Raw genomic sequence first — 15,891 nt, 5'->3', positions numbered from 1 at the left:
ACCTTGCCCTGCAACTGCAAGGCCGGGCGGCCCTCTGCCTGGGCCGGCCAGTTCACCTGCAGCTCCAACATGCCAGCGTGGTGCCTGATCCGCCCCTGTGCCGAGGCGCCAAGCACCTGGGTAACCCGCGAGCGCCAGGCACTCTCCTCCCCCGCTTCGAGCGTGCCGCTGGCCCTCACCTGCTCGAGCATGCCCTGGGCCAGTTGCAACGCCTGACCGTCGCGCCGGGCGCTCTCGGCCGCCTGCATGCCACGCACCTGCAAGGCCGCTGCGGCGAACACCCCAAGCGCCAGCACCGTCATCGCCAGCAGCACCTCCAGCAGCGTCATCCCGCCTTCCTTCGCTCGCATCGTCGCCCTCCTGGGATCTTTCCTCGCCGTCTGCCCGAACCGGCTGACTGGCGCCTCGCGTGGCCAAGCCGGAAGCTACAGCGAAGCACTTCCAGGGAGGAATGCACGGTGAAGCAACAAGGCGTAACACTGCTACAAATGATGTGCGCATTGACGATTGGCAGCCTGCTGACATACCTGGGGGCAACGTCCTACGCCAGGCTTGGCGAAACCCTGCAACTGGCCGCCGTCGCCCGGGAACTGGCGCAGGCACTGCGCGCCGCGCGCAACCAGGCCACGCTGCAACAGCAGGCGCTGACGGTTCATCCATTGGAAGGTGACTGGGGCAAAGGCTGGCGCGTGTCGCAAGAGCACGACGGCCAGATGTTGCGCGAACATCGTCTGGCCAGGCCGGTGAAGGTGGTGGCCAGTTCCACGCGGGAGGTGCGTTTCAGCAGGCGTGGCGCGCCGATAGGGGGCGGCTTTGTCGGCATCACGCTGGACATCTGCCAGCGCAGCGGGCCTGGCAGCCAGCATCAAGTGGTGCTGAGCCCCAGTGGCCGGGTCAGCCTGCGCAGCGACGAGGACCGCCGCTGTGCAGGTGACTAAGTCAGATCAGCGAGCGAACCCGCAGTTCCTTGGGCATCGAGAAGGTGATGTTCTCTTCGCGGCCGTCGAGCTCTTCGGCGCCAGTGGCGCCCCAGGCCTTGAGCTGCTCGATCACGCCACGCACCAGCACTTCGGGCGCCGAGGCACCGGCGGTGATGCCGATGCGCTGGACACCGTCGAACCAGCTGCGTTGCAGGTCCTCGGCACCGTCGATCAGGTAGGCCGGGGTGCTCATGCGCTCGGCCAACTCGCGCAGGCGGTTGGAGTTGGAGCTGTTGGGGCTGCCGACCACCAGCACCACGTCACACTCGTCGGCCAGTTGCTTGACGGCGTCCTGGCGGTTTTGCGTGGCGTAGCAGATGTCGTCCTTGCGCGGGCCACCAATGTTCGGGAAGCGTGCGCGCAGGGCGTCGATCACCCGGCTGGTGTCGTCCATCGACAGCGTGGTCTGGGTGACGAAGGCCAGGTGGTCGGGGTCGTTCACCTGCAGCCTGGCAACATCGTCCTCGTCCTCGACGAGGTAGATGGCACCGCCGTTGCTGGCGTCGTACTGGCCCATGGTGCCTTCGACTTCCGGGTGCCCTTCATGGCCGATGAGAATGGTCTCACGGCCATCACGGCTGTACTTGGCCACCTCGATATGCACCTTGGTCACCAGCGGGCAGGTGGCATCGAACACCTTCAAGCCACGGCCCGCGGCTTCCTGGCGCACGGACTGGGAAACGCCATGGGCGCTGAAGATGACGATGACGTCGTCCGGCACCTGGTCCAGCTCTTCGACGAACACCGCGCCACGGTTGCGCAGGTCTTCGACCACGAACTTGTTGTGCACCACTTCGTGGCGCACGTAGATCGGCGGACCGAAGACTTCCAGGGCGCGGTTGACGATCTCGATCGCCCGGTCGACCCCCGCACAGAAGCCGCGCGGGTTGGCGAGTTTGATTTGCATGCTCGGCTCCAGGCTCACACGGCCTTCACGTCGAGGATCTGCACCTCGAAGTTCAGGGTCTTGCCAGCCAGTGGATGGTTGAAATCGATGGTCACCTGGTTATCGTCGAACGCTTTTACCACACCTGGCAGTTCGGTGTTGGCGGCATCGTTGAAGATCACCAGCAGCCCTTCGGACAGCTCCATGCCTTCGAACTGCGAGCGCGGCATCACCTGCACGTTCTGCGGGTTGTGCTGGCCGAAGGCGTTCTCCGGGGCGATGCTCAGCTTGCGCTGGTCACCGGCCTTGAAGCCGAACAAGGCGTTCTCGAAGCCCGGCAGCAGGTTGCCGTCGCCGACCTTGAACGTGGCCGGGGCCTTGTCGAAGGTGCTGTCGACGGTGTCGCCGTTTTCCAGGTGCAGCGCGAAGTGCAGGGTGACTTCGGTGTTCTGGCCGATACGGGTCTCAGTCATGGACGGCTTCCTCGGACTTCTTGCTCTTGAACATATCCAGCGCCAGCATCACCGCGCCCACGGTAATGGCGCTGTCGGCCAGGTTGAAGGCCGGGAAGTAGTGGCGGTTCTGCCAGTGCACCAGGATGAAGTCGACCACATGGCCGAGCACCACGCGGTCGTACAGGTTGCCCAATGCACCGCCCAGCACCAGGGCCAGGGCCACGGCCAGCCAGGTCTCGTTACGCCCCAGACGCTTGAGCCAGACCACCAGCACGGCGCTGACCACCACGGCGATCACGGCGAACAGCCAGCGCTGCCAGCCGGAGCTGTCGGCCAGGAAGCTGAACGCCGCGCCGGTGTTGTAGGCCAGTGTCCAGCTGAAGTAGTCAGGGATGACCACGATCTGCTGGTACAGGCTCAGCGCGCCCTCGAAGTAGACCTTGGTGGCCTGGTCGAGAACCAGCACCACCAGACTCAGCCAGAGCCAGGCAAGGCGCCCGAAACGCCCCGCGGACGCATTAGGCATAGTGGCGCACCTCGCCCGAACCGCTCAGGTTGTCGACGCAACGGGCGCAGATTTCCGGATGCTCCGGGTGGCTGCCCACATCGGCGCGGAAGTGCCAGCAACGGCCGCATTTGACATGGCCGGACTTGACCACCTTCAGCTTGAGACCTTCCACTTCGGTTGCCACGGCATCGGCCGGGGCCTGGACGAACGGCACCACGCTGGCGGCCGAGGTGATCAGCACGAAGCGCAGCTCGTCGCCGAGCTTGTTCAGGTCGGCGGTCAGGCCCTCTTCGGCGAACAGGGTGACTTCGGCCTGCAGGTTGCCACCAATGACCTTGGCGGTGCGCTGGTTCTCCAGCTCCTTGTTGACCGCCGCCTTGACCGCCATCACGCGGTCCCAGTAGGCGCGGTCCAGCTCGGCGTCGGCCGGCAGTTCCGTCAGGCCCTGGTACCAGGTGTTGAGCATCACCGACTCGTTGCGCTCGCCCGGCAGGTACTGCCAGATCTCGTCGGCGGTGAACGCCAGGATCGGCGCGATCCAGCGCACCAGCGCCTCGCTGATGTGGTACAGCGCGGTCTGGCAGGAGCGGCGGGCGACACTGTTGGCGCCGGTGGTGTACTGGCGGTCCTTGATGATGTCGAGATAGAAGCCACCGAGCTCCTGCACGCAGAAGTTGTGGATCTTCGAGTAGACGTTCCAGAAACGGTACTCGCCATAGTGCTCTTCCAGCTCGCGCTGCAGCAGCAGGGTGCGGTCGACCGCCCAACGGTCCAGGGCCAGCATGTCCTCGGCCGGCAGCAGGTCGCGGGCCGGGTCGAAGCCGGACAGGTTGGAGAGCAGGAAGCGCGCGGTGTTGCGGATGCGGCGGTAGGCATCGGCGCTGCGCTGCAGGATCTGCTCGGAAACGGCCATCTCACCGGAGTAGTCGGTGGCGGAGACCCACAGGCGCAGGATGTCGGCACCCAGGGTGTTGTTAACCTTTTCCGGCTCGATGGTGTTGCCCAGCGACTTGGACATCTTGCGGCCGTTCTCGTCCACGGTGAAGCCGTGGGTCAGCAGCTCGCGGTACGGCGCGTGGCCGTCGATGGCACAGCCGGTCAGCAAGGAAGAGTGGAACCAGCCGCGGTGCTGGTCGGAGCCTTCCAGGTACAGGTCGGCGCGCGGGCCGGTGGCGTGGCCGATATCGTGGGAGCCGCGCAGCACGTGCCAGTGGGTGGTGCCGGAGTCGAACCAGACGTCGAGGGTGTCGGAAATCTTGTCGTACTGGCCGGCTTCATCGCCCAGCAGTTCGGCGGCATCCAGCTTGAACCAGGCCTCGATGCCTTGCTGCTCGACGCGCTTGGCCACTTCCTCCATCAGCTCGACGGTACGTGGGTGCAGTTCACCGGTCTGCTTGTCCAGGAAGAACGGGATCGGCACGCCCCAGTTGCGCTGACGCGAGATGCACCAGTCCGGACGGTTGGCGATCATCGAGTGCAGGCGCGCCTGGCCCCAGGCCGGAACGAACTTGGTCTCTTCGATGGCCTTGAGCGAGCGCTCGCGCAGGTTGTCGCCGCTGGTGGGCTGCTTGTCCATGCCGACGAACCACTGCGCGGTGGCGCGGTAGATCAGCGGGGTCTTGTGGCGCCAGCAGTGCATGTAGCTGTGGCTGATGGTTTCGGTGTGCATCAACGCGCCGACTTCGCTGAGCTTGTCGACGATGGCCGGGTTGGCCTTCCAGATGAACTGGCCGCCGAAGAACGGCAGCGACTCGACGTACACGCCGTTGCTCTGCACCGGGGTGAGGATGTCGTCGTTGACCATGCCGTAGCGCTTGCAGGTGACGAAGTCATCTTCACCGTAGGCGGGCGAGGAATGCACCACGCCGGTACCGGCGCCCAGCTCGACGTATTCGGCCAGGTAGATCGGCGACAGGCGGTCGTAGAACGGGTGACGGAAGTTGATCAGCTCGAGGGCCGAACCCGGGGCGGTGGCGATGACCGAACCTTCCAGGGCATAGCGCTTGAGGCACGACTCGACCAGCTCTTCGGCCAGCACCAGCAGGCGCTCGCCGGTATCGACCAGGGCGTAGGTGAAGTCCGGGTGGATGTTCAGCGCCTGGTTGGCCGGGATGGTCCACGGGGTGGTGGTCCAGATCACGATGGCGGCGGGCTTGGCCAGCGCGGCCAGGCCGAAGGCAGCGGCCAGCTTGGCCTCGTCGGCGACCGGGAAGGCGACGTCGATGGTCTGGGACTTCTTGTCGGCGTACTCGACTTCGGCTTCGGCCAGGGCCGAACCGCAATCGAAGCACCAGTTCACAGGCTTCAGGCCTTTGAACACGAAGCCTTGCTTGACCATCTCGGCCAGGGCGCGGATCTCCCCGGCCTCGTTGGCGAAGTTCATGGTCTTGTACGGATTGTCCCAGTCACCCAGCACGCCCAGGCGGATGAACTCGGTCTTCTGCCCTTCGATCTGCTCGGCTGCGTACTCGCGGCACAGCTCGCGGGTGCGGTCGGCGGACAGGTGCTTGCCATGGGTGACCTCGACCTTGTGTTCGATCGGCAGGCCGTGGCAGTCCCAGCCCGGTACGTACGGGGCGTCGAAGCCCGACAGGGTCTTGGAGCGGACGATCATGTCCTTGAGAATCTTGTTCAGCGCATGACCGATATGGATCTTGCCGTTGGCATAGGGCGGGCCGTCGTGCAGGACGAACTTCGGACGATCCTTGCCAATTTCGCGCAGCTTCTGGTACAGGCCAATGCTGTCCCAGCGCTGCAGGATCTGCGGTTCGCGCTGAGGCAGGCCGGCCTTCATGGGGAAGGCGGTGTCCGGAAGGTTAAGCGTGGCTTTGTAGTCGGTCATTTCAGGCTCTTCGTTAGCGGTTGAGCGTGCCAGTGGGCACGTGCGGCGGCGATGTCCGCGTCGATCGCCGACTTCAGCGCCTCCAGGGAGGCGAAACGCTGCTCTTCACGCAGCTTGTGGTGGAATTCCACCGTCAGGCGCCGGCCATAGAGGTCACCGGCGTAGTCCAGGAGATGAATCTCCAGGTGAGGACGCCCGTCACCGGCAACGGTGGGGCGTACTCCGATATTACCGACACCCGGCCACTGCTGGCCGTCGATTTCGATGCTGGCCAGGTAGACCCCGGACAGCGGCACGCGACGGCGCTTGAGCTGGATGTTGGCGGTAGGGGTGCCGAGCTGGCGGGCCAGCTTCTGGCCATGCAGCACGCGGCCGGTAATGCGGTACGGGCGGCCCAGCAGGTGTTCGGCCAGCTCGAAGTTGCCATCGGCCAGGGCCTTGCGCACTTCGGTGCTGCTGACCCGCAGGCCGTCCTGGATGACCGTGTTGGCCGCCTCGACGCTGAAGCCATGGCGCTTGCCGGCTTCGGTGAGGAAGGCGAAATCACCGGCGCGGTCGCAGCCGAAGCGGAAGTCGTCGCCCACTTCGAGGTGGCGCACGCCCAGGCCATCGACCAGCACCGCCTTGACGAACTGCTCGGCGCTGAGCTGGCTCAGGCGCTGGTTGAACGACAGGCACAGCACCCGGTCGATGCCCTCGCCGGCCAGCAGCTCGACCTTGTCACGCAGGCGCGCCAGGCGGGCCGGCGCGGTATCCGGGGCAAAATACTCGCGAGGCTGTGGCTCGAAGATCACCACGCAGGTGGGCAGGCCGAGTTCCTGGCCACGTTCGCGCAGGCGCGCGAGGATCGCCTGGTGGCCGCGGTGGACCCCGTCGAAGTTGCCAATGGTGGCGACACAGCCCCGGTGCTCGGGGCGCAGGTTGTGAAGACCTCGAACCAGCTGCATAACGCGCTTCTTGCTCATAAAGTGGCCGATTATAACCACACCCGGGCGCTGGTGACAGGCAGCAGCGCCACCACGGGGTATGGAATGCGAAAAACCGACGCCTGACCCTTTTCGCGCCTCAGTGCAGCGCCTTGCGGGCGAAATGCCGTGGGCGGAAACCACACAGGTACAGGCAACCGAAATAGGTCACCACACCGGCGACGATCAGAGCGCCCAGGCGCACGAAGCGCTCGAGCATGTTGCCCTGCTCCCAGGCCGGCATGTAGTGCATGCCCAGCAACAGCACGCCCGACATCAACGCCACTGCCAGCACCAGCTTGAGCAGGAACATCGCCCAGCCCGGTTGTGGCTGGAACAGTTGCTGGCTGCGCAGCTTCCAGTACAGCAGGCCGGCGTTCAGGCAGGCGCCCAGGCTGATCGCCAGGGCCAGCCCGGCATGGGCCAGCGGGCCGACAAGGGCCAGGTTGAGCAACTGCGTGCACACCAGCGTGAACACCGCGATCTTCACCGGTGTGCGGATATTCTGCTGCGCATAGAAGCCAGGTGCCAGCACCTTGACCAGGATGATCGCCATCAGCCCCACCGAATACGCGACCAGCGCCCGCTGGGTCATGGCTGCGTCGAAGGCGGTGAACTTGCCGTACTGGAACAGCGCCACGGTCAGCGGTTCGGCGAGGATGCCCAGGGCCAGGGTGCAGGGCAGCACCAGCAGGAAGCACAGGCGCAGGCCCCAGTCGAGGATCCTTGAATACTCCTCACGGTCCTGGTTGGCGTAGGTCTTGGCCAGGGTCGGCAGCAAGATGGTGCCCAGGGCCACGCCCAGCACGCCGGAGGGCAGCTCCATGAGGCGGTCGGCGTAGTACATCCAGGACACCGAGCCGGCCACCAGGAAGGAGGCGAAGATGGTGTTGATGATCAGCGAGATCTGGCTCACCGATACCCCAAGGATCGCCGGCAGCATCTGCTTGAGCACGCGCCACACGCCGGTATCGCGCAGGTTCAGGCGCGGCAGCACGAGCATGCCGATCTTCTTCAGCGCCGGCAGCTGGTACAGCAGTTGCGCCAGGCCACCGGCCAGCACGCCCCAGGCCAGGGCCATGATCGGTGGGTCGAAGTAGGGGGTGAGCAGCACGGCGAAGGCAATCATCGCCACGTTGAGCAGCGTGGGGGTGAACGCCGGCACGCTGAAGCGGTTCCAGGTGTTGAGGATCGCACCGACCAGCGACGACAGCGAGATCAGCAATATATAAGGAAAGGTCACCCGCAGCAGCGCGGTGGTCAGCTCGTACTTCTCGGTGCTGTCGACAAACCCAGGTGCCGTGACCCAGACCACCCAGGGCGCGGCGAGGATGCCGATGACGGTGACCACGGCCAGGATCAGGGTCAGCAGGCCACTGACATAGGCGACGAAGGTACGGGTGGCCTCCTCGCCCTGCTGGGTCTTGTACTCGGCAAGGATCGGCACGAAGGCCTGGGAGAACGCGCCTTCGGCGAAGATCCGCCGCAGCAGGTTGGGCAATTTGAAGGCGATGAAGAAGGCGTCGGTAGCGATGCCGGCGCCGAACACCCGCGCCAGGATGGTATCGCGCACGAAGCCGAGCACCCGGGAAATCATGGTGATGGAGCTGACCGCGGCCAGGGATTTGAGCAGGTTCATCGAAAAGTTTCACGCCAGGGGCAGAGGACGCTGCCAGACAGCGTCCGAATGTGCGATACTCCCGCGCCTTCGCAGGGGAGCCAAAAATTCCCGAGTTTACAGGTCGTGCGACAGAAAGGAATATTTCCCTCCTGTTGGCTCACCACTCGGCGGAACCTTGCAGGTGGCCTTGACATCCGATCGACTCATCGGCATGATTCGCGGCCTATTTTGTTTGCTATTTACCTAAAGTCTTTCGAGGAGCTCGACGGTGGCCAACTCACCTTCCGCCAAGAAACGTGCAAAACAGGCTGAGAAGCGTCGCAGCCACAACGCCAGCCTGCGTTCCATGGTCCGTACCTACATCAAGAATGTAGTCAAGGCCATCGACGCAAAAGACGCCGAAAAAGCGCAAGCCGCTTACGTTCTGGCTGTACCTGTAATCGACCGTATGGCCGACAAGGGTATCATCCACAAGAACAAAGCTGCTCGCCACAAAGGCCGTCTGAATGGCCACATCAAGGCACTGAAAGAAGCTGCAGCTGCCTAAGCGACGTTCTTGTCGAAAAAACCGACCCTAGGGTCGGTTTTTTTATGCCTGTGATTTTTCTCGTTACTCGCCAAAACTGCATTAGCGTCGGTGCCTTCGAGGCTACCGGCAAGCCGGCTGCCACAGAATATCGAATGGCCCGAGGCCAATGCGGTCGGCGTGGGAGCCGGCTTGTCGTGACGAAGAACCGCGGCGAAAGGGCCGCATAGCGGCCCATCCCATCATTACTTGCCGATCTGGATCTTCGGCGCCCACTGCATCCACTCATCCTCCGGCTTGTCGAACAGCGCAAAGGTCTGCTGCGGTCGCGCCGGGTTGCCCATCTGCTCGCCATCGGGCGTGGCGAAGGCAATCCCACCCTCGATCAAGGTCTCCACCGACTCGGTACGCACCGTGGCGCCCTTGAACAGGCCCCAGTCGAAGCCGAACCCACTGCTGTTCCAGAAACGGCTGCCGCCACGCACCAGTCCGGCGTAGCGAGGCTCGATAAGGATGTGGATAAGTACCCGGTCGGCGGTCTGACCCAGTTCGAAGCCGGTGACCTTGCCCACTGCGATCTCACGGTAGGTGACCGGCACGCCCGGCTTGATCGAGCCACGGCGCGCCGCGCTCAAGGTCAGCGGCAGGCCGACCTCCTCGCCTTTCACCTCGGGGGCATCGCCCAGGGCGATGAAGTCACGCTGCGGCCCCTTATCCTTGAGCGCTGGCAGCACCTCCAGGTATTGGCCGCCGATCAGCGTGTCGAGGTTCTGGGTACGCACCAGCCCCAAGGCAGGCTTGACCACCCAGAACTGCGTACCGGTGCGGGCGATACGCTCGGCCGCCTGAGTAATCCGCGCACGGAGCAGGACCGCCTGCAGGTCGCCAGTCAGGTCGACGCTCTCTACGCTGCCCACGTCCAACCCGCGGAAGCGGATCGGCGTGCCCGGCTTCAGGCCATCGGCGCGGTCCACGCGAATGGTGATCAGGGTACCGGCACGGTTGGCCGCGTCCTGGCTTTCATGCAGGCGGAAACGCGGGATATGCCGTTTGAGCGGTACATCCGGTTTCGGCGTGTCGAAGGCGATACCGCCGGCCATGAGCGTCTGCAGCGACTCGCTCTTGACCTGGATACCCGACAGGCCACCGGTAAGGGTGATGCCACTGGCATTCCAGAAGCGCGTGGAACCGTTGACCAGGTTGGCGTATTCCTTCTCGATGTGCACGCCAATCAGGATGCGCTTGCTGTTGCGAGCGAACTGGTAGCTCTGCACGCTGCCCACGCGCACCTGGCGGTACATCACCGGGCTGCCCACTTCCAGCGAGCCCAGGGTGTCGGCGAACAGCACCATGTGCAGGCCGGGCGCCTTCAGGTCCAGTGGTGGCGCCTTGGGACGCGCCTCGAACTCGCGCAGGGGCTTGGCGCCTGGCTCGCCCGGGCGGACCGCAATGTAGTTACCCTTCACCAATGCCTCGAGGCCGGTGATACCGGCAAGCGAGATCGAAGGCTTGACCACCCAGAACTGCGTGCCTTCGACCAGGTAGTCCTCGGCCAGTGGGTCGAGGGTCAGCTCGGCCGTTGCACTGGCAAGGTCATTTTCGACCTTGAGATCCTTGAGCGTGCCCACCTGGATGCCCTTGTACAGCACCGGTGTACGCCCCTTCTGCAAACCTTCGAAATCACTGAGCTTGACCTTGACGCGGATGCCGGCCTGGGCCGCGTCGAAGTCCTCGTACAAGCGGAACGGCAGGCTTGGATCGGTGGGCGGGCTGTCCTTGCGGTTCTCCGGCGTTGCAAAGGCGATGCCCCCGGCCACGATGCTCGACAGCGATTCAGTGCGCACCTTTACCCCGGACAGGTCGGCATCGATGCTGACCCCGCTGGCGTTCCAGAAACGTGTGTGCTTGCGCACCAGGCTGGCATAGGCTGGCGCGATGAACACCTTGATCTCTACCGTGCCCTGATCTTCAGACAGCCGATAGCTCTTCACCCGACCGACCTGGATCTGCTTGTAGAAGATCGGACTGTCGCGGTTGAGCGAGCCCAGTCGCTCGGCCTTGAGGGTCAGGTGCAAGCCCGGCTCGGCATCGGACAGTGGCGGAGCTTCCTTGAGCGCGGTGAAGCGCTTGGTAGGCTCCCCCTCCCCGGGATCGACGGCAATGTAGTTACCTGAAACCAGTGTCTCCAGGCCCGAGATACCTGCCAGGCTGACGCTCGGCTTGACCAGCCAGAAGCGCGTGCCCTTGGTCAGGTGCGGGCCTGCCTCCTTGCGCATCTCGACGGTGGCGACGACGCCACGGCTGTCCCCTTTGTCATCCAGCACCAGGGCGACCACCTTGCCCACCGACATGCCTTTATAGATGACCTCGGTCTTGTTGGCGACGATGCCCTCGCCACTCTCGAAGCGCACCTGTATCTCGATGCCGGCATCCTTGTAGGCTTGCCATGCCAGCCAGCCACCGATCGCCAAGGCAATCAGCGGCAGGATCCAGATGGCCGACCAGTTCGAAGCTGGGCGGGTTTTAGCCGTAGGCAAGTCACTCATGGTCGTCATCCGACTCCGTGTTGTCCCAGATCAGTCGGGGATCGAAAGTTAAAGCGGCGAGCATCGTCAGGATCACCACAGTGGCGAAGGCGACAGCGCCCAGGTTGGCTTCGACACTGGCGATGCGACCGAAATTCACCACGGCCACGAGAATGGCGATGACGAAGATGTCCAGCATCGACCAGCGGCCGATGAATTCGATGAAGCGGTACATCAGGATGCGCTGCCGTGCGGACAGGGGCTGGTGGCGTTGCACCGAATAGAGCAGCAGGGCGATACCCACCAGCTTGAAGGTGGGCACCAGGATGCTTGCGATGAACACCACGGCGGCGATCGGCAACATGCCGTGCTTCATCAGGGTGATGACGCCAGACATGATGGTGTCCGGGCTGCCCTGCCCCAGGGCACTGACGGTCATGATCGGCAGCACGTTGGCCGGGATATAGAGAATCATCGCCGTGACCAGCAGCGCCCACGTACGCACGATACTGTTGGGCCGCCGAGCGTGCACCACCGCACCGCAGCGGGTGCAGGCCTGCGAGGTGCTGCCAGGCTCATGGCGGTTCAGCTCATGGCATTCATTACAGACCAGGATGCCTGCATCAATCGCCCGCATGGACATCCTCCCCCGACAAGGCCACCCAGATCTGGTGCGGCGACATGACCACCTCGAGCCAGACCTGCACCAGCAGCAGGCTGATGAAGCAGAACAGGCCCAGGCCGATGCTCAGCTCGGCCAGGTCGACCAGCTTGACGATGGCCACCAGCACGCCCATGAAGTAGACCTCGAGCATCCCCCACTCACGCAGGTGGTGGTAGATACGATAGATCAGCAGGCCATAGCTGCGACCGAAGTCGAAACGGATGCTCAGCAGCACCGCCAGCTGGCACAGCAGCTTCAGCAGCGGGATGGCCATGCTGCACAGGAACACCACCACGGCGATGCCGCGCATCTCTGAGTTGTACAGGCCGAGCACGCCACTCCAGACTGTATCGTCGGAGGTCTGACCGAGCAGGTGCAATTGCATGATCGGCAGGAAGTTGGCCGGCACGTACAACAGCAGCGCCGTCAGCACCAGGGCGAGGCTTCGGTTGACCAGGTTGTGGCGATGGGCATAGAGCTCATAGCCGCAGCGTGGGCACAGGGCCTTCTCGTCATGCTGCAGGGTTGGCTTGCGCATCAGCAGGTCGCACTCGTGGCAGGCCACCAGTTCATCCAGCGGCAGCTGCGCGAGCGCTTCGGGTTCGACAGGGTTAGGCATAAAGGGGTTCTGAATGGATGCGTCGGCTCTATTCTAGTGTTCCGACTCGAATTGTGGGAGATGGCCATATGAGGAGCTGTATCGGTGTTCGAGTCACACTTTCCATGAGCGTGGCCCCCAGGGCGCCGCTGACGCGGCGCATCGCCGGCAAGCCGGCTCCCACACTGACCGCGCAGTAGCTGTGAGAACTGGCTTGCTGTCGATATGGCCTGGCGTAACGCCGGCCGCGCAATACCTGGGGATACCGGATTGCTGTTGATATGGCCTGCCGATTTTCCGGGCACAAAGACAAAACCCCTACCTGCTCGCGCAGATAGGGGTTTTGCGAAATGAATCTTGACGATGACCTACTCTCACATGGGGAAACCCCACACTACCATCGGCGATGCATCGTTTCACTGCTGAGTTCGGGATGGGATCAGGTGGTTCCAATGCTCTATGGTCGTCAAGAAATTCGGTTGCCAGTACGTCTTTGCAGACATGCCAGCCAATTCGGATATGCGATATTTGTGGTTCGTCGCGAACTTTCGGTTCGTTTCGTCTTCACCACCGCAATCTGCGTTAGCAAATTGCTTGGGTGTTATATGGTCAAGCCTCACGGGCAATTAGTATTGGTTAGCTCAACGCCTCACAGCGCTTACACACCCAACCTATCAACGTCGTAGTCTTCGACGGCCCTTCAGGGAGCTCAAGGCTCCAGTGAGATCTCATCTTGAGGCAAGTTTCCCGCTTAGATGCTTTCAGCGGTTATCTCTTCCGAACATAGCTACCCGGCAATGCCACTGGCGTGACAACCGGAACACCAGAGGTTCGTCCACTCCGGTCCTCTCGTACTAGGAGCAGCCCCTCTCAAATCTCAAACGTCCACGGCAGATAGGGACCGAACTGTCTCACGACGTTCTAAACCCAGCTCGCGTACCACTTTAAATGGCGAACAGCCATACCCTTGGGACCGGCTTCAGCCCCAGGATGTGATGAGCCGACATCGAGGTGCCAAACACCGCCGTCGATATGAACTCTTGGGCGGTATCAGCCTGTTATCCCCGGAGTACCTTTTATCCGTTGAGCGATGGCCCTTCCATACAGAACCACCGGATCACTAAGACCTACTTTCGTACCTGCTCGACGTGTGTGTCTCGCAGTCAAGCGCGCTTTTGCCTTTATACTCTACGACCGATTTCCGACCGGTCTGAGCGCACCTTCGTACTCCTCCGTTACTCTTTGGGAGGAGACCGCCCCAGTCAAACTACCCACCATACACTGTCCTCGATCCGGATAACGGACCTGAGTTAGAACCTCAAGGTTGCCAGGGTGGTATTTCAAGGATGGCTCCATGAGAACTGGCGTCCCCACTTCAAAGCCTCCCACCTATCCTACACAAGCAAGCTCAAAGTCCAGTGCAAAGCTATAGTAAAGGTTCACGGGGTCTTTCCGTCTAGCCGCGGATACACTGCATCTTCACAGCGATTTCAATTTCACTGAGTCTCGGGTGGAGACAGCGCCGCCATCGTTACGCCATTCGTGCAGGTCGGAACTTACCCGACAAGGAATTTCGCTACCTTAGGACCGTTATAGTTACGGCCGCCGTTTACCGGGGCTTCGATCAAGAGCTTCGCTTGCGCTAACCCCATCAATTAACCTTCCGGCACCGGGCAGGCGTCACACCCTATACGTCCACTTTCGTGTTTGCAGAGTGCTGTGTTTTTAATAAACAGTCGCAGCGGCCTGGTATCTTCGACCGGCGTGGGCTTACGCAGCAAGTGCTTCACCCTCACCGGCGCACCTTCTCCCGAAGTTACGGTGCCATTTTGCCTAGTTCCTTCACCCGAGTTCTCTCAAGCGCCTTGGTATTCTCTACCTAACCACCTGTGTCGGTTTGGGGTACGGTTCCCAGTTATCTGAAGCTTAGGAGCTTTTCTTGGAAGCATGGCATCAACCACTTCGCGCTCTAATGAGCACTCGTCATCAGCTCTCGGCCTTGAAATCCCGGATTTGCCTAAGATCTCAGCCTACCACCTTAAACTTGGACAACCAACGCCAAGCTGGCCTAGCCTTCTCCGTCCCTCCATCGCAATAACTGGAAGTACAGGAATATTAACCTGTTTTCCATCGACTACGCTTTTCAGCCTCGCCTTAGGGACCGACTAACCCTGCGTCGATTAACGTTGCGCAGGAAACCTTGGTCTTTCGGCGTGCGAGTTTTTCACTCGCATTGTCGTTACTCATGTCAGCATTCGCACTTCTGATACCTCCAGCAAGCTTCTCAACTCACCTTCACAGGCTTACAGAACGCTCCTCTACCGCATCACCTAAAGGTGATACCCGTAGCTTCGGTGCATGGTTTGAGCCCCGTTACATCTTCCGCGCAGGCCGACTCGACTAGTGAGCTATTACGCTTTCTTTAAAGGGTGGCTGCTTCTAAGCCAACCTCCTAGCTGTCTAAGCCTTCCCACATCGTTTCCCACTTAACCATGACTTTGGGACCTTAGCTGACGGTCTGGGTTGTTTCCCTTTTCACGACGGACGTTAGCACCCGCCGTGTGTCTCCCATGCTCGGCACTTGTAGGTATTCGGAGTTTGCATCGGTTTGGTAAGTCGGGATGACCCCCTAGCCGAAACAGTGCTCTACCCCCTACAGTGATACATGAGGCGCTACCTAAATAGCTTTCGAGGAGAACCAGCTATCTCCGAGCTTGATTAGCCTTTCACTCCGATCCACAGGTCATCCGCTAACTTTTCAACGGTAGTCGGTTCGGTCCTCCAGTCAGTGTTACCTAACCTTCAACCTGCCCATGGATAGATCGCCCGGTTTCGGGTCTATACCCAGCGACTAAAGCGCCCTATTAAGACTCGCTTTCGCTACGCCTCCCCTATTCGGTTAAGCTCGCCACTGAATATAAGTCGCTGACCCATTATACAAAAGGTACGCAGTCACCTAACAAAGTAGGCTCCCACTGCTTGTACGCATACGGTTTCAGGTTCTATTTCACTCCCCTCTCCGGGGTTCTTTTCGCCTTTCCCTCACGGTACTGGTTCACTATCGGTCAGTCAGTAGTATTTAGCCTTGGAGGATGGTCCCCCCATGTTCAGACAAAGTTTCTCGTGCTCCGTCCTACTCGATTTCACTGGCAAGAGATTTTCGTGTACGGGGCTATCACCCACTATGGCCGCACTTTCCAGAGCGTTCCACTAATCTCAAACCAGCTTAAGGGCTGGTCCCCGTTCGCTCGCCACTACTAAGGGAATCTCGGTTGATTTCTTTTCCTCAGGGTACTTAGATGTTTCAGTTCCCCTGGTTCG

General features: G+C 61.8%; 11 protein-coding genes, 2 rRNA genes and 1 pseudogene (1 of these 14 cut by a window edge). 2 read left to right on the top strand and 12 right to left on the bottom strand.

Annotation, left to right across the window (positions count from 1 at the left end):
- Positions 1-179: 179 nt before the first annotated feature.
- Positions 180-350, bottom strand: a pseudogene (locus LOY42_RS26555) (prepilin-type N-terminal cleavage/methylation domain-containing protein); the annotation flags it as partial.
- Between the two features lie 108 nt (positions 351-458).
- On the opposite strand from LOY42_RS26555, the gene LOY42_RS04110 reads away from it, so the two are divergent.
- Positions 459-938 carry a GspH/FimT family protein gene (locus LOY42_RS04110; protein WP_258599835.1) on the top strand — a complete coding sequence of 160 codons (480 nt, stop codon included), beginning with the start codon at positions 459-461 and terminating at the stop codon, positions 936-938.
- Between the two features lies 1 nt (position 939).
- On the opposite strand, the gene ispH is transcribed toward LOY42_RS04110, so the two are convergent.
- The 6 genes from ispH to murJ form a co-directional block, all read right to left on the bottom strand.
- On the bottom strand, positions 940-1,887 hold the full coding sequence (gene ispH / locus LOY42_RS04105) for a 4-hydroxy-3-methylbut-2-enyl diphosphate reductase (RefSeq protein ID WP_258599833.1): 948 nt from the start codon (positions 1,885-1,887) through the stop codon (positions 940-942).
- Positions 1,888-1,901: 14 nt separating this feature from the next.
- Positions 1,902-2,339 (bottom strand): peptidylprolyl isomerase, encoded by a 438-nt coding sequence (locus tag LOY42_RS04100; protein ID WP_023629753.1) that lies wholly within the window; start codon positions 2,337-2,339, stop codon positions 1,902-1,904.
- Positions 2,332-2,847, bottom strand: coding sequence for a signal peptidase II (gene lspA / locus LOY42_RS04095; protein WP_102682158.1), 516 nt, complete (start codon positions 2,845-2,847; stop codon positions 2,332-2,334). Before lspA ends, LOY42_RS04100 begins: the two co-directional genes overlap by 8 nt.
- Positions 2,840-5,671 (bottom strand): isoleucine--tRNA ligase, encoded by a 2,832-nt coding sequence (ileS, locus tag LOY42_RS04090; RefSeq protein WP_110700075.1) that lies wholly within the window; start codon positions 5,669-5,671, stop codon positions 2,840-2,842. The genes lspA and ileS overlap by 8 nt, the downstream gene beginning before the upstream one ends.
- Entirely contained in the window at positions 5,668-6,618 is a 951-nt protein-coding gene (gene ribF / locus LOY42_RS04085) for a bifunctional riboflavin kinase/FAD synthetase (protein WP_102682160.1), read from the bottom strand. Before ribF ends, ileS begins: the two co-directional genes overlap by 4 nt.
- Before the next feature lie 118 nt (positions 6,619-6,736).
- Positions 6,737-8,275, bottom strand: a complete 1,539-nt coding sequence (gene murJ / locus LOY42_RS04080) for a murein biosynthesis integral membrane protein MurJ (protein WP_139668861.1) — start codon at positions 8,273-8,275, stop codon at positions 6,737-6,739.
- Positions 8,276-8,525: 250 nt separating this feature from the next.
- Here murJ and rpsT point away from each other — a divergent pair, with 250 nt between their 5' ends.
- Positions 8,526-8,804 carry a 30S ribosomal protein S20 gene (gene rpsT / locus LOY42_RS04075; protein ID WP_023533220.1) on the top strand — a complete coding sequence of 93 codons (279 nt, stop codon included), beginning with the start codon at positions 8,526-8,528 and terminating at the stop codon, positions 8,802-8,804.
- A 224-nt stretch (positions 8,805-9,028) separates the two neighbouring features.
- Here the strand turns inward: rpsT and LOY42_RS04070 are convergent, their stop codons facing one another.
- The 5 genes from LOY42_RS04070 to LOY42_RS04050 form a co-directional block, all read right to left on the bottom strand.
- Entirely contained in the window at positions 9,029-11,329 is a 2,301-nt protein-coding gene (locus LOY42_RS04070) for a PqiB family protein (RefSeq protein ID WP_139668859.1), read from the bottom strand.
- On the bottom strand, positions 11,322-11,945 hold the full coding sequence (locus tag LOY42_RS04065; protein ID WP_102682163.1) for a paraquat-inducible protein A: 624 nt from the start codon (positions 11,943-11,945) through the stop codon (positions 11,322-11,324). Before LOY42_RS04065 ends, LOY42_RS04070 begins: the two co-directional genes overlap by 8 nt.
- Entirely contained in the window at positions 11,932-12,591 is a 660-nt protein-coding gene (locus tag LOY42_RS04060) for a paraquat-inducible protein A (RefSeq protein WP_139668857.1), read from the bottom strand. Before LOY42_RS04060 ends, LOY42_RS04065 begins: the two co-directional genes overlap by 14 nt.
- 334 nt (positions 12,592-12,925) lie before the next feature.
- A 5S ribosomal RNA gene (gene rrf / locus LOY42_RS04055) occupies positions 12,926-13,041 on the bottom strand.
- Positions 13,042-13,175: 134 nt separating this feature from the next.
- A 23S ribosomal RNA gene (locus tag LOY42_RS04050) occupies positions 13,176-15,891 on the bottom strand; it runs 178 nt beyond the window's last position.

Source organism: Pseudomonas sp. B21-023, from assembly GCF_024749165.1.
Lineage (GTDB): Bacteria > Pseudomonadota > Gammaproteobacteria > Pseudomonadales > Pseudomonadaceae > Aquipseudomonas.
This window is presented reverse-complemented; position numbering and strand designations above follow the sequence as displayed.